The organism is Methylocystis bryophila (assembly GCF_027925445.1).
GTDB classification, from domain to species: domain Bacteria; phylum Pseudomonadota; class Alphaproteobacteria; order Rhizobiales; family Beijerinckiaceae; genus Methylocystis; species Methylocystis bryophila.
Genome location: NZ_AP027149.1, coordinates 3596816 through 3610695 on the forward strand (window position 1 = coordinate 3596816; position 13880 = coordinate 3610695).

12 protein-coding genes and 1 pseudogene are annotated in these 13880 nt (G+C 63.0%); 2 read left to right on the top strand and 11 right to left on the bottom strand.

Translation table 11 applies throughout. The features are described 5' to 3' along the window. Window positions 1-13 precede the first annotated feature (13 nt). The 5 genes from minC to QMG80_RS16580 all read right to left on the bottom strand — a co-directional run bounded on the left by minC (window position 14) and on the right by QMG80_RS16580 (window position 3794). A complete protein-coding gene (minC, locus tag QMG80_RS16560; protein WP_085770182.1) occupies window positions 14-820 on the bottom strand; it encodes a septum site-determining protein MinC in 807 nt (268 codons plus the stop codon). 140 nt (window positions 821-960) lie between these two features. After that, window positions 961-1878, bottom strand: coding sequence for a sensor histidine kinase (locus QMG80_RS16565; RefSeq protein ID WP_158658563.1), 918 nt, complete (start codon window positions 1876-1878; stop codon window positions 961-963). 404 nt (window positions 1879-2282) lie between these two features. After that, window positions 2283-2960, bottom strand: coding sequence for a response regulator (locus QMG80_RS16570; RefSeq protein WP_085770184.1), 678 nt, complete (start codon window positions 2958-2960; stop codon window positions 2283-2285). Further along, window positions 2957-3514, bottom strand: a complete 558-nt coding sequence (locus QMG80_RS16575) for a cytochrome b/b6 domain-containing protein (protein WP_085770185.1) — start codon at window positions 3512-3514, stop codon at window positions 2957-2959. The genes QMG80_RS16570 and QMG80_RS16575 overlap by 4 nt, the downstream gene beginning before the upstream one ends. Window position 3515: 1 nt before the next feature. After that, window positions 3516-3794: a PepSY domain-containing protein gene (locus QMG80_RS16580; protein ID WP_085770186.1), complete on the bottom strand. Its 279-nt coding sequence runs from the start codon at window positions 3792-3794 to the stop codon at window positions 3516-3518. Between the two features lie 361 nt (window positions 3795-4155). On the opposite strand from QMG80_RS16580, the pseudogene QMG80_RS16585 reads away from it, so the two are divergent. Both QMG80_RS16585 and QMG80_RS16590 read left to right on the top strand, forming a co-directional pair. Continuing rightward, window positions 4156-6447: pseudogene (locus tag QMG80_RS16585) on the top strand (heavy metal translocating P-type ATPase); the annotation flags it as partial. Window positions 6448-6456: 9 nt separating this feature from the next. Next, window positions 6457-7407: an efflux RND transporter periplasmic adaptor subunit gene (locus QMG80_RS16590; protein ID WP_342586578.1), complete on the top strand. Its 951-nt coding sequence runs from the start codon at window positions 6457-6459 to the stop codon at window positions 7405-7407. Between the two features lie 11 nt (window positions 7408-7418). Here the strand turns inward: QMG80_RS16590 and tolB are convergent, their stop codons facing one another. The 6 genes from tolB to QMG80_RS16620 all read right to left on the bottom strand — a co-directional run bounded on the left by tolB (window position 7419) and on the right by QMG80_RS16620 (window position 13540). Then, a complete protein-coding gene (tolB, locus tag QMG80_RS16595) occupies window positions 7419-8708 on the bottom strand; it encodes a Tol-Pal system beta propeller repeat protein TolB (protein ID WP_102938047.1) in 1290 nt (429 codons plus the stop codon). Between the two features lie 290 nt (window positions 8709-8998). Then, the gene (locus tag QMG80_RS16600; RefSeq protein WP_085770188.1) at window positions 8999-10048 is read right to left on the bottom strand and encodes a hypothetical protein; all 1050 of its coding nucleotides are present in this window, start codon (window positions 10046-10048) and stop codon (window positions 8999-9001) included. 14 nt (window positions 10049-10062) lie between these two features. Further along, window positions 10063-10515 carry an ExbD/TolR family protein gene (locus tag QMG80_RS16605; protein WP_085770189.1) on the bottom strand — a complete coding sequence of 151 codons (453 nt, stop codon included), beginning with the start codon at window positions 10513-10515 and terminating at the stop codon, window positions 10063-10065. 12 nt (window positions 10516-10527) lie between these two features. After that, entirely contained in the window at window positions 10528-11262 is a 735-nt protein-coding gene (tolQ, locus tag QMG80_RS16610; RefSeq protein WP_085770190.1) for a protein TolQ, read from the bottom strand. 242 nt (window positions 11263-11504) lie between these two features. Continuing rightward, a complete protein-coding gene (gene ybgC / locus QMG80_RS16615; protein WP_085770191.1) occupies window positions 11505-11918 on the bottom strand; it encodes a tol-pal system-associated acyl-CoA thioesterase in 414 nt (137 codons plus the stop codon). Between the two features lie 56 nt (window positions 11919-11974). Beyond that, window positions 11975-13540, bottom strand: a complete 1566-nt coding sequence (locus tag QMG80_RS16620; RefSeq protein ID WP_085770192.1) for an outer membrane beta-barrel protein — start codon at window positions 13538-13540, stop codon at window positions 11975-11977. Window positions 13541-13880 lie beyond the last annotated feature (340 nt).

The following is a 13880-nucleotide window of genomic DNA, read 5'->3' on the forward strand; positions in this document are numbered from 1 at the left end:
TCCTCGTCCTCTGTCAGTCGAGCCGAGCGATTTTGACGCTATCCTGTTCGAGCCACGCCTGCACGGCCTGACCACGCACACTCGCTTTGATCTCGTCGGCCGTCATAAAAACCCCGGTGACCGCCAGGAGCTCAGCCTCCAGGCGACGGCAAAAAATGCGCGCCGTCGCCTCGCCGCCTGCGCCTGCAAAGGCGCGCCCACGCAACGCCCCGTAAACGTGAATGGAGCCGCCGGCGATAATGTCCGCTCCCGAAGCCACGGAGCCGACGATGGTCACGTCGCCGTCGAAATATTGAATCGTCTGCCCCGACCGGACGGGAGACGTGATGACGAGCGGAGCGACAGTTTCGGGCCGCGAGCGAGACACGCTCGGCGCGGCGGGCGCAGCAAGTCCGTCCATCGCTAGCGCAGCTGCGATTTCCTTGAACGCCGCCTGCTCCTGGGCGTTCAGCCCGTTCGCCGCGCCGCCAGCTTCTGTGGCGCCATCAACTTGGATTTGGTTTTCCTTCGCGCCGCTGCGCGACCAGCGCAGGAGCGGCGGAAGATCTTCACTGGTCCACGCAGGATCCGCGCCCGCGAGACCCATGATGCGAATGCCGCGCCCTGTGAGGCTGTTCACGAATTGAACAGCTCCCCGGCGGTCGATTTGGAGATTGGACACGTCGATCACGATCGATTTGCGCGCGAAGAAGAATGGGAATTGCGCGATGTAAACATCGAGCCGCTCGATCCAGTCTTCGATCGGCGCGTCAGGTTCAAGCGTGAGCGCGTCGAACGAGCGTCCGCGGAAGCGAATACTGCGGGGAGTGGATTCAGTCACGGCGACCTCGCTCAAACGACGAACAAATTATTAACGATAACGTAGTTAAGAAAGGATTAACGTCCTGTAAATCAAGGGTTGCGGCGCCAAGCACCCCCCTTCGAGGCCATCGCGTGCGGCGCAATCGCCGAACCGCAGTTTCAGGCGGGAAAGGAAACTTCAGCCACCATGCCGCCTGCCGGCGGTCTTGCAATATCCAGGCGGCCCCCGTGAATTTCGGCGATCCGTCCGACGATCTTGAGCCCGAGCCCGATGCGTGGGGGCGAATGAGGGGCGGGTCCAGTTTCGATGGCGACGGCCTGCCGGCCGTTGTCGGAAACGCGAAAGGCCGGCCCCGGACCAACCTCCACCAAGATATGCGCCTGCGGCCCCGAATGTCTCAACGCGTTGTCGATCAGATTGCGCATCGCATTTTCGATCAGGCTCGGATAGCCACTGAATTCCGAGCTTCCCCTCTCGATGAGCTCAATGGACTTGCCCGAGGCGTAAACCAGTGGCGCCATTGCGCTGACAACTTCCTCACCCAATTGCCGGAGATCGATTTTTTGGGTCGGGATGCAATCAGCGCCGTCTAGTCGCGCTAGGGTCGTCAACTGTTCGACAAGTTGATTGAGCGTTTCAAGATCCGCTTCGACTTTCCGGGCTCTGGGATCCCGGATTTTCTCGAGTTCGAGACGTGCGACGGCGAGCGGCGTGCGCACCTCATGTGAAATGGCGGAGGTAAAATCTCTCTGCGCACGCATGAGGTCTCCCAACCGATCGCACGCCTTGTTGACGGCAGAGGTGAACATTGCGACCTCTAACGGCAGCCTCTCCGTGGCCAGCCGTGTCTCCTTCTTGAGCGGGTTGATGTTTGGAATTTGAGCCGCAGTTTGCGCGACCGGCTTCAGCGCGCGCCGAATAGAAAACAGGGTGGCCGCAAGAACGACAAGAAGCAAAAGCGACATCGGGGCCGCCATGTGGTCTTTGATCTCATGGATCAAAACGGCGTTAACCACATGATCCTCATCGCCCAGGATCGCGACCTCAACGAGGATGGGTTCGACGCCGCCGACCAAGAGGCCCCCCGCAACCTTCAGAGGCTTCCCGGGGGCCAGTTGCCTCACCCAGAAGTTCGGCGGGTCGATGTTGAGAGGAAGAAATCTTTCGGCGCATTCGACGTCGCAATTCGAGAAAAGAACGACGCCGCTTCTGCTGCGAATCCGGGCGAAGTAATCTCGTCGTCCTTGCTGGTATCGCCCTCGTAAATCCTCGGGAAGGGCGTAGGAGACGCTGCCTCCGGCGTCGCGCGTCAGTCCCTTCGCAAGCGCAAAGCTTTCCTGCTCGATCGCCATGTGGCCAAGCTGCATGTCGTCGGACCAAGTGAAAAGGACGACGGCGACGAGCTGACCAACCATGGCGAGCGCCGCGAAAAAAACGATCCTCCGAGTGACGATCGCGCCGAGCGAGGGCGGGGCTTTGATCACGGCTCGATCTCACGAAGCGAATAGCCGATGCCCCGAATGGTCTCCAATGCGACGCCGCTGTCATGAGGCTCGAGCTTCTTTCTCAGGCGCGAGACGGCAAGCTCGACAGCGTTGCTCGAAAGCTCGTCTCCGAATTCCGAAAGCGCATGTTCCAGCTTTCGCTTCGAAACGACGCAGCCGGCTTCGCGCATGAGAATTTCGAGCAGGGTTCGTTCGCGAGGCGCAAGCCCGAGATCGACGCTGGAACTGCTCGCCAGACCGCTCGCAACATCGAGAGAGAGCCGCGCGACGGACAGAACGGGCGGCTTCACATCCGGAGCGCGCCTCAGCAGAGCACGGCACCTTGCGAGAAACTCACCATGATTGAAAGGCTTTATCAGATAGTCGTCCGCGCCCGCGTCGAGTCCCGATATGCGCTCTTCGATCGTCGAGCGCGCCGTCAAGACCAGGATGGGCGTTTTGACGCTGCTCTTGCGCAACCCGCGGACGAGATCGAGCCCGTCGCCATCCGGCAGGCCAAGGTCCACGAGCAGCAAATCATAGGCGGCCACCGCGATCGCCGCTCTTGCGCCTTCGGCGGTGGCGACGGCGTCGACGCGCCAACCCGCTCCGTGAATAGCTTCGGCGAGAAGCTCTCTAAGCCGCGCCGAATCTTCGACCAGAAGCAGCCTCATGCGCGCTTGCGGCCCGTCACCATCGCCCAGACGAGATTTTCATTGTGTCGCCGGCCCTCGTAAATTGCGGCCACGGCGTGCAACCCCGCAAGGGCAAGTATGAGATTAGCGATCCCTTCATGCAACTCCTCGAGCGCTTTGCTGCCAAAATTGGCGTCGAGCGTGAGCATCCAACCCGTTACCGACACGGCGGCGAGAAGGCCCATCAGCGTCAACATCACGACGGCGCCGGCGGGATTATGGCCGATGTATCTTGGCTCTTCCTTTCGCATGACCGCTTGGAGGTAATGGCCGAGCTTTGTCGGCGTCGGCACGAAATCGGCAAAGCGCGCGTGCTTTGACCCGATAAATCCCCATAGCAGGCGCGCGACAAGCGCGAAGGCGACAATATAGCCGATCGCGCGATGCGCGCCTTTGCCGTCCTCCAGGATGAAAAGGTCCACGAAGCAGCCCACGGCGACCGTCCAGTGGAATATCCGCACGACGGGATCCCAGACGCGGATTTCCGCGCGTGACTCCTCTCGGGCCTCGCGCGGGAGAGACGCCCGGCTCATGCTAGCCGCCTATGTAGGATTTCACGATATCGCCGGAGACGGGGTTGAAATAGACCTCGGCCTTTTGCCCGTCCTTGGTGTAGCCATAGATTTCATAGCAGCTTCCGGTGACCTTGAAAGTCTTGATCTTGTCATAGCCAAGCGCCGGGAGCTTGGCCTTCATGGCATCTTCCGTGATCCAATTCTCGCGAGGCTGGTTCGTGCAAGACGGGCCTGCCTGGGCCAAGGCTGGCGCGGCCAAGACCACGAGAGCAGCGAGATTGCGAACGATCCTGCGCATGGGAGTCTCCCTTGATGGAGTCGGTCGAGCCGACAAGCTCATAATGCGCGCGCCAGCTGTCAAAACGCCGTCGAGACTGACTGAAAACACTTCGCGAGCCCAGAGTGAGCGGATTGCAACTTCGGACAGCGAATGGACAGCGGCGGGATATATCAGCGCACCGACGAAAATTCTCCTCCCCGCGACCTTGCCGATCCGATCTAAACCGTCGGATCGGCTTTTTGTCATTTTTGATTGACGAACGCTTCCGATATCGATCGAGGCGAGTGGCGTTCTAAAGCGCGACGGGAGTATCACAAGCATTGCCGCCACCAACGCGACTCCTTTCCGCTAGCTTCCTCGAGCGACAAACGGACTGCAGATGGACGGACGTATCCTGAAGCGCGTGCTGCTGGTCATCACGGTCACCGGGCTCTGCGCGGGCCTGACCGCAAAATTTTCGAGCCTGCCGGAGTTGGCGCAATGGGCCTGGGGACTGGGTGCAGCCCCGGTTCTGGCCAGCTTGGCGATCTCAATCCTTCGCGACCTTTCGGCCGGGCGCATGGGCGTCGACGCCATCGCGTTCCTTTCCATGGCCGGCGCCTTGGCTCTCGGGGAGAGCCTGGCAGGCGTCATCATCGCGATCATGTATGCGGGCGGCAATCTGCTCGAGGACTTTGCGGTCGGCCGCGCGGAGCGGGATCTGAAAGCGCTCATCGATCGAGCGCCGCGTCTGGCTCACAGGAAGAACGGCGACGCCATCGAAGACGCGCCAATAGAGGCAATCGCTGTCGGCGACGCGATCCTGGTGCGCGCCGGTGAGATCGTCCCGATCGACGGCTTGATTACGAGCCCGGGAGCCTTGCTCGACGAGGCGGCGCTCACCGGTGAGCCCATTCCGGTGACGAGATTCACTGGCGAGGCCGCGAGCAGCGGGACGATCAACGCCGGCGAAGCCTTCGAGATGCGCGCAAGCGCCACCGCTGGGGAGAGCACCTATGCGGGCATTGTCAGGATGGTCTCCGCGGCCCAAGCCGCGAAGGCGCCATTCATGCGCATGGCTGACCGTTACGCCCTGATGCTCCTGCCAATCACGCTTGCCCTCGCCGCGGCCGCCTGGTGGTTTTCGCAGGACCCGATTAGGGCGCTCGCCGTCCTCGTGGCGGCGACGCCTTGCCCCTTGATCCTCGCCGCGCCTGCCGCCTTCATCGGCGGGACCTCGCTCGCCGCCCGGCGCGGGATATTGATCAAGGGCGGCGGGCCGCTCGAGATCCTGGCGCGCGTCCACACTGTGCTCTTCGACAAGACGGGGACATTGACGGTCGGCGGAGCTCGCCTCGTCTCGATCGAAACGGCTCCAGGAGTTTCGCCCGACGAGGCGTTGCGTCTGGCCGCGTCATTGGAGCAAGCCTCGCACCATGTGCTCGCGGCGACGATCGTTTCGACGGCCCGCGGCAAGGACCTTGCGCTCAGCGCGCCCGAAGACGTTCGGGAGGTCTTGGGAACTGGGCTGACGGGCCTGGTCGAGGGAAGGCGGATCGCCGTCGGCGCGCTCAGTCTCGTCCGCAGCGATGAGCGGATGGAAGAATGGGCGCGACGGGCGGCGCAGCGCGCTTCTTGGCGTTCAGCGCTGACCGTCTTTGTCGCCGCCGACGGGAAGATGATCGCCGTTCTGCTCTTTGCCGATGAGCTTCGGCGAGAGACGCCGCGAGCCATACGCGGCCTGCGAAGCGTCGGAGTCGAAAGAATTGTCATGGTCACGGGCGACCGCGCGGAGCCGGCCGAAACAATCGGCGCCGCTCTCGATCTCGACGCCGTGCTCTCCGAACGCGTTCCCTCCGACAAGGTCGACGCCGTTGTCGCGGAACGGCGCATGGCCCTCACGCTGATGGTGGGCGACGGCATCAATGACGCTCCCGCGCTGGCCGCCGCAAATGTCGGCATGGCCATGGGCGCGCGCGGCGCCAGCGCTTCTTCGGAAGCGGCGGACGCGGTGCTTCTCGTCGATCGGCTCGATCGCGTCGCCGAAGCGGTCGCGATCGGCAAGCGCACACGCGCCATCGCCCTGCAAAGCATCGTCGCCGGCATGACAATGTCCGGCCTGACCATGGTGGCGGCGGCCTTCGGCTATGTGACGCCCGTCGCCGGGGCCTTGATCCAGGAAGCGATCGACGTCGCCGTCATTCTCAACGCCTTGCGGGCGCTGAGCCCGATCCGCGCCTTTGACGCTCCAACCATGTCGGAATCCGCGGCGAATGTCCTTCGCGAAGAGCATGAGAGACTCGAAAAGAGCCTGGCGCGACTGCAAGAAATCGTCGACGCGCTGGACATTTGCAAAGCACAGGCTGCGACGGCGCTTATTTCGGAGGCCGATGAGATTGTCGCGACGCAGATCGTCAAGCACGAGCGCGAGGACGAGGAGACGGTTTATCCGCGGGTTTCGGGTTTCCTCAAGGACACGCACGGCCTCAGCGCCATGAGCCGAGCCCATCGCGAGATCCTGCACCAGGCGCGGCTTCTCGCGCGACTCACGCAGGGCCTGAGGCTTCAGGACCTCGAGACCTATCTTATTCGCGACGCGCAGCACATCGTGGAATCGATCGTATCGCTTGTCCACATCCATAATGCGCAGGAGGAGGACATTTACGAGCACGCGGCGGCGCAATTCGCCAGCGCTCCGGGCCTGCCGCGAGCCGGCGCGAAGCTTGGCGGAACGCGCGCGCCCTCGGCTTTCGAGCGAGCGCTCGCCGCGCCTCGTGTTAAGCGCCGCTCGGCCGTCATGGCGGGCGCGCTCATCGCATTGGCGGTCATTGCGGGCGGCGGCGCCTTTTGGGGCTGGCGTCATGGGCGCCTCCCGCTCCAGTCAAGGGAGGAAAGCTCGTCCGCCGTCGTCGCGACAATCCACGCCAGAGAAACGACCCCCATCACCGCCGAGACATCGGGCGTCATCGGAGCTGTCTACTGCAAGAGGGGAGAAGCCGTGCGGGCAGGCCAGCCTTGCGCCAGGATCGAAGCTCGCGGCCTTCAAGACGAGCTTGCGCGACAGGAATTGGCGTTGCGCCAAAGGATCGCCGAGGCCGAGAGGGCCAGGGCCGAAGCAGGTCAAGCGAAAGCCGCTGCCGACAGAATGGCGCGTGGCGGAGCGCGGAAGCAAAAAGCGCTCAGCGCCGCGCGCAGAGCTTACGAACGGGCGCAAGCGCGCGCCTTAAGCGAGGACGCCGCTATGACGACTGCGGAAGCGGCGATCAACGCAACAAAAGCAACTCTGAAAACTGCAGAGCTCGTCTCGCCGATCGATGGAACCATCGTCGGTCGCGCCGTGGATGTTGGAAAAATGGTAAGAGCCGGAGAACCATCTTTCCTCGTCGCGAGCGACATTGGCGTCGTCAAAATCGAAGCGCAGGTCGATGCGGCTTTTGCAGCGACACACAGACTCGGCGACGCCATCGCTTTTCGCGTCGACGACATCCCCGGACAGCTATTTCACGGCAAGCTCACGCAGATGTCGCAGGAGCCGGCCGCCGGAGGCGCCGACGAGATGAGCGTCGTCCTCAGGGCGAGCAATGAAGACGGTCTCTTGCAGCCAGGCTCTTCGATAAGAATTCGCTTTGAGCAGAGCGGGACTGGACTTTAGAGCCTGCTCCCTCACCCCTGCAGCGGCCCCCATGCAGGATCGGAAGCGAAGCCCGGCGTCGGGACTTGCGTCTCGGAGCGCCCAAAAACGTCGACCATGTAGATCTTCGGCCCCCCTCCCCCGCCGGAGTCGCGAAAGAACATCAGGAAGAGGCCGTTGGGCGCCCAGGTCGGCCCTTCGTTGTGGAAGCCTTCGGTCAGGATGCGCTCGCCGGAGCCGTCCGTCTTCATCACGCCGATCGCGAAATTGCCGCTGCCCTGCTTCGTGAAGGCGATGTAATCGCCTTTGGGCGACCAGACCGGGGTCGAATAGCGTCCGCCGCCGAAGGAGATGCGCTTCGCATCGCCGCCATGGGCGTTCATCATATAGATCTGCTGCGAGCCGCCGCGGTCGCTCTCGAACACGATCTTGCCGCCGTCGGGCGAGTAGCAGGGCGAGGTGTCGATCGCCGAGGTGTCCGTCAGGCGCGTCGTGCGGCGCGAGCTCAAATCCAGCGAATAGAGATTCGTCTCCGAGCCTTCCGAGAGCGACATCACGACCCTGCTTCCATCGGGAGAGAAGCGCGGCGCGAAGGCCATGCCTGGGAAATCGCCGAGCGGCTCGCGCTCGCCGCTCTCGACATTGAGCAGAAAGACCTTCGGATCGCCCTCTCCGGCCATGGCCATGTAGGTGACGTCCTGCGTCGAGGGCGAAAAGCGCGGCGTGACGACGAGCTCGTCGCCGCGCGTCAGATAATGCAGATTGGCGCCGTCCTGATCCATGATCGCGAGACGCTTGCGACGCTGGTTCTTCGGCCCGCTCTCGTCGACGAAGACGACGCGCGAATCGAAAAAACCCTTCTCGCCGGTGATGCGCGTGAAGATTGCGTCCGACACCAAATGCGCGAGGCGACGCGCGCTTCCCGCATCGGCCGTGAACTGCTGGCCAGCCGCCTGCTGACCCGTCGTCGCGTCGAAGAGGCGGAAGGCGATTTGCCCATGCTGCGCGCGGCCGGACACGACGAATTGGGCGTTGAGCGCGCGAAAGGCCTCGAGATTGGGGATGGCGTCCGGCGGAGCGGCGTTGGGGCCGAGGCTCGAGGAATCGATCGGATTGAGGAACACCGAGCGCTTGAAGTTGTTGACGATGACGCTCGTGGCGAGACGCGCATTCTCGTCGCCGGCGAAGGGCGCGACGGCGACGTTGATCGGCTGGAAGGCGCCGCCCTTGAGCTCGATGAGCCGGCCAGCCTCGGCAGGCAGGATGGGCGCAGCAGCAGCCGCGGCTATGAGTTTTAGAGCGCTGCGGCGGGTCGTGCTCATTGGTTCTTTCCTTGGACGATGGGGGGACAGCATCGGGTCGAGTAGGTCGTCATGGCCGGGCTTGTCCCGGCCATCCACGCCGAGACGATGAAGTCTTCTGCGAAATTTCGCGCGAAGTTGCCGCTGTCCTTCGCTTTCAAAAATTGCGCGCGCGCGAGACCCCGGAGGCCGCATGTCCGGCGCTTTCCAACGATGCCGCAGCTGACCGGCGTGGGTGGCCGGGACAAGCCCGGCCATGACGTGGTTGGAAACCTTCGAGATTGGCGCATGCCATAGCCGTGGCGAGGGGCTCAATCCAAGTCGCTAAACCTGATGTCCACCTCATGCAGAACCTGCTCGTAATAGGGCAGGAATTCCGCAGGGATTTTCATCGGGCTACAGCGCCGCACGGCCTGCACCGCCTGCGCGCTGCGCGCCTGCTCCACCGAGCCGGGCGCATGGTTGAGGATCAGCGGCGCTCCTTCGAGGTCGCCCTCGCGGGTCAGATGGAAGCGCACAACCGGCGCGAAGGTGGATTGGCCGAGCGAAAGACCGGATTTCCAGCAGGGCTGGTAATGGTCCTTGATGTATTGGCCGATGCGCGCCTCCATGGAGGGCGTCAAATGCTGACCGGTCGCGGTCGGCGCGCCGAGCGCGGCGAGTTGCACGCGCTCATTGGCGGTCGAACCGCGCTGCTGCGGCGCCTCATGGCTCAAGAGATTGGAGATGGTCGCCGCGTTGAACTTCGATTTCGGCGCGTTTTCGTCGCCCGATTTCGGCTTGGGCGCGGCGCTATCCTTGGCCTTTTGATCGAGGATCTTCGAGATGTCGTCGACCTTGAGGCGCGGCTTTTCCTTCGGCTTCTCGGGCGCCGGCGTGTCCGCCTTGGCCGTCTCTATCTTCGGGCGGACCGGCGGTTTGGGCTTGACCACCTCGGCGTCGTCGGGCTCCTTCGCGTCGGCCTGCGGCTGAGCGACCTTCGGCCGCGAGGGCGGCAGCGGCGGCGCCGCCTGCGCGGCCTTTTGCGGCGCTTCGTCGGGGTTTGGCTCACCATTGGGTTTGGCCTGCGGCGGCGGCGCAGGAACATCGCGCTTGGCTTCGCGGGACGGCGGCTCTGGACGCGTCTCTGTCTTTTGCGCCTTTTCTGCGCGTACCGCCGGCGGACCTCGCTTGGCGGATTTCTCACCCTTGCTGACCTCATTGATCTGCGAGTCGCTCACGACGTCGATCGAGATCGTCTCGAGCGCGTCCTCGAACTTCGGCGCGCGCGAAAAGCTGATGAGCAGCGCCGCGAGCAGCCCCACGTGGAGCGCCGCGGAAATCGGCAGACCTGGCTCGGAGCGCGAAAACCCAGAGAACATGGCGAGGCGCGACCTTATTTGTGTTCTTGCTCGGTCACGAGCGCCACCTTGCGATAGCCGGCGGTGGTGACGAGCGACATGACTTCTGCGACACGTCCGTAATTCACGGCTTTCGAGCCGCGCACATAGATGCGCTCGTCGAAGCCTTGCTTGGCGACGTCCTTGAGCCGGTCGACGAGCTGGCCGATCTCGACGGGCTGATCCATCAGGAAGATGTCGCCCTTGTCGTCGATCGCGATCGCGACCGGCTTCTGATCGATATTGAGCTGGCCCGCCTTGGTCTGCGGCAGATCGACGGCGACGCCCGTCGCGAGCAGCGGCGCGGCGACCATGAAGATGATCAAGAGCACGAGCATCACGTCGATGAACGGCGTCATGTTGATGTCGGCCATCGGCGCGCGGCGACCGCCGCGACGGCGCCCGCGTCTTCCTCCGCCCCGCGCTGCTACCTGGATGGAAGCGCCCATATTTTGTCCCCCTTAAGCCGCCCGGTCGCGGCCACCGGCCGTCTGGTCGATCTGTCGCGACAGAATGGCGGAGAACTCGTCGGCGAAGGTCTCGAGACGCCCCTGCGCTTTCGACACGTCGCCCTGGAGCTTATTGTAGAAAATCAACGCCGGAATGGCGGCGACGAGCCCGACCGCCGTCGCAAACAGGGCCTCCGCGATGCCGGGAGCCACGACGGCGAGCGAGGTGTTCTTGGAGGCGGCAATCGAGCGGAAGGCGGTCATGATGCCCCAAACCGTGCCGAAAAGGCCGACGAAGGGACTGGCTGAGGCGACCGTCGCAAGCACGAGCAGCGAGGATTCGAGCTTCTCGATCTCACGGCCGATCGAGACGTCGAGCACTTTGTCGATGCGCGAATGAAGCCCCATGAACGAGGCGTTGGGACTTTGTAGAGAGCGCTTCCATTCGCGCATCGCCGCAACGAACAGCGAGGCGGTGCCGTTCGTCGGCCGCTCGGAAACCTTGTTGTAGAGCTCTTCGAGCGAATTGCCGGACCAGAAAGCCTCGTCGAAGAGATCCATCGTGCGGCGGGTGCGCCGAATCAGAAGGCTCTTGTCGATGATGACCATCACGCTCCAGATCGAGGCGCAGAGCAGGCCAAGGATGACGCATTTGACGACGATATGCGCGCCCCAGAACATGCTCCAGATCGTGATCTCGGCGACGGGAGCCGCGAGGGTGCTGGCGGCGACTTCGGCTGCGTTCATTCGACTTTCCTAGCGTCTGCGCTTTGGCCGGCGGCGCGCCGGCTCAGGACTTCTGACGAGAGCGCCGCGCGGCGGAAGCGCCCGTTTCCGGCCAAATCCCGTCGCCTCGCACGGCTTCTTGCCGCCGATGATCTTTCTAAAAAGCCTATGCCCGACAATTTCGCCGATTCTTGGGCTTTTTTGCAGCGCGGCAGGGAGCCGGAGCTTCGCCGCAAAAGCAGCCCCAAACGGCTCTGGCTCTGTCAGCCGATCAGAAGACGCTCGAATTTTTCACGCACCGGGGCTGGCAGCCGTTGCGGCCGGCCGCCGGAGACCAGCGCAACCGTCACGCGGGCGCCCGCGAGCAGCGCGTCTCCGCGCCGAACTGCCTGACACATCGTCAGGGAAGCGCCGCCGATCGCCTCGAGCCTCGTCTCGATCGAGAGCAAATCGTCCATATGCGCAGGCTGGCGGAAATCGATCTCCATCCTGCGGACCACGAAAAATAGGGCGTTGGCCGCGTCGGACAGCGCCAGATCCCGCTGCATGAGCCCAAGATCGCGCAGCATCTCCGTGCGGCCGCGCTCCATGAAGCGGAGATAGGAGGCGTGATAGACGAGTCCGGAAAAATCCGTGTCTTCGTAATAGACGCGGACCGAAAGCTTATGAGCGCTCATAATTCGTCCTGGCGACTCGTTTTCTATTGACGCGTTTGCGCGGTACGGCGGCGAGATCAGTAAGAGTAGCGAATTCCCGCCGAGAACACGCTTTGCGTGTAGCCAAGCCGCAGGTTCGGGCTCGCGAGCAAGAGCGCAGAAGGGTTGCCCCCGCTGCTATCTTGGAAGGTGTACCCCAAATTGATCGTGGAGTTGCGCCAGAAGTTATAGGAGAGGCCCCCGCCGATGGACCAAATTTGGTTTGTGTAGCCGGAGCTCGCATAAGCCAGCCCTCCGGCGCTGGACGCGGCGAAGCTCTGTCCCGTATAGCTCGAGTAGCTCGACGCCCCATTGTATCGCGTTTGGCCCCAGCCGGCGCGCAGGTTCAGACTCGTGTAGCTGTTCAGCCCGTAGTTCGTCGTAAAATAGACCTGCTGCGTCAAGCCGGCGTTGGCGTTTGCCGTGGGCGAGGCCGGAACGCTTCCCGCCCCGATAGACTGAGCCGCGCCGAGGACCTGGCTGAAACCCACCGTAAGAGTCAGCAACGGCGTCGGGACATAGCTGATGTGCGCGCCAAAGGATGGCGCGGATCGAGTGGGGAAGTAGCCGTAGACGCTCGACTGCGACTGCCAGCCACCGTAGATCTCGCCTGAAAAGAAACCGATCAGTTTGGACCCGAGGCCGACGTTCGCCGAGTAGCCGTTCGCATTGTCGTAGTATACATTGTAGCGCTGGAGGCTATAGGTGGGTTGGACGTAGACGTAAACCTGCGGCGTCGCATAAAAGCTTCCGCGCATCGACGCGCCATAACTCATGCCGCCAGGAGAGGAGCTGCTGGAGACACTCGTAGGAACCCCGCTCACGAGCTGCGTGATCGAAGGGGTGCTGTCATAGGAAACGCCCTGCGCAAAGATCGACCCGCTCAAAGAGGTGCGCTCGTTGATCGTCTTCTGGACGCTGAGCTGGCCGCCATACATGTTCGTGTATTGCTGCTGCGGCGAGAACGTGCCGATCGAGGGGATGTAGGACGGGTTGAAGGCGGATGCGGTCACGCCGGGCGTGCTTAGCCCAAATCCGTTGGTGGCGGAGCTAGGGCCGAAAAAGCCCTGGGTGCGAATGAAGTTGCCGGTAGCCATGACCGACCAGTCAGCCAGCGGCAGCCAGGTTTCAGACACGCTCGCGTGACCGGTGACGTTGCTCGGCCCGGCGTCCTGCACCGACGTCCCCGTGCCGTAGCTGTTGCGGGTCTGCCCGCCCAATCCCGGATAGTAGATGGCCGACGCCTGGAAGGAGATGTTCGTTCTCCACAGGCCGTTGTCCAACCCGCCTTGGAGAGACGGCGAGAGCTGGACGCCCGAAGCGGCCACGCGGTAATTCTTGGTCGCGTAGACGTTGTCGTTAAAGGTGTAGCCGAGGAAGATGGAGGGATAGAGCAACCAGCCCGCGAGGACGAGACCTTGGTTGGCGCCTGGTTTAGTGCCGCCGTATACTTGAAGTCCCACATCCGCAGGGCCGGCGCCGGGAGCCGACAGACCGCTGGAGGGCGCGCTCGACACGCCCGCATCCTGGGCTTGGGCGTCAGGAACGGCGAAAGCAGAGAGCGCCAACGCCAGCAAAGAGATTTTGAGCGATTGGGGCTGCATCTACAGTACACCTCTGAGGAATCGCTCCTCGCCGCCAACTTCCTGACGAGAAGTCCAGTGTAGACTGCCGACCGCGCCGACGCAATGTTCGTACACAACTTGTGGCCTGGTGTGTCTTTCCTGCCACACCCTCAGAACCCATTGACTGCGCGGGGCATTCACGCCTGGATGGAATGCTCTTTTTCGTAGAGCGTCTGCACTACCTCATTGACGGCCCGGTGTAAACCAACGCCCAAGCTGACATTTCTTCTTCTAGGGTTATCAAGGACTAAACAGCATGCGTCGCCCCATGCCCCCCCCCCAAGGCGGCGATACGGCGAGTTCCGCTTCCCATGAGCGG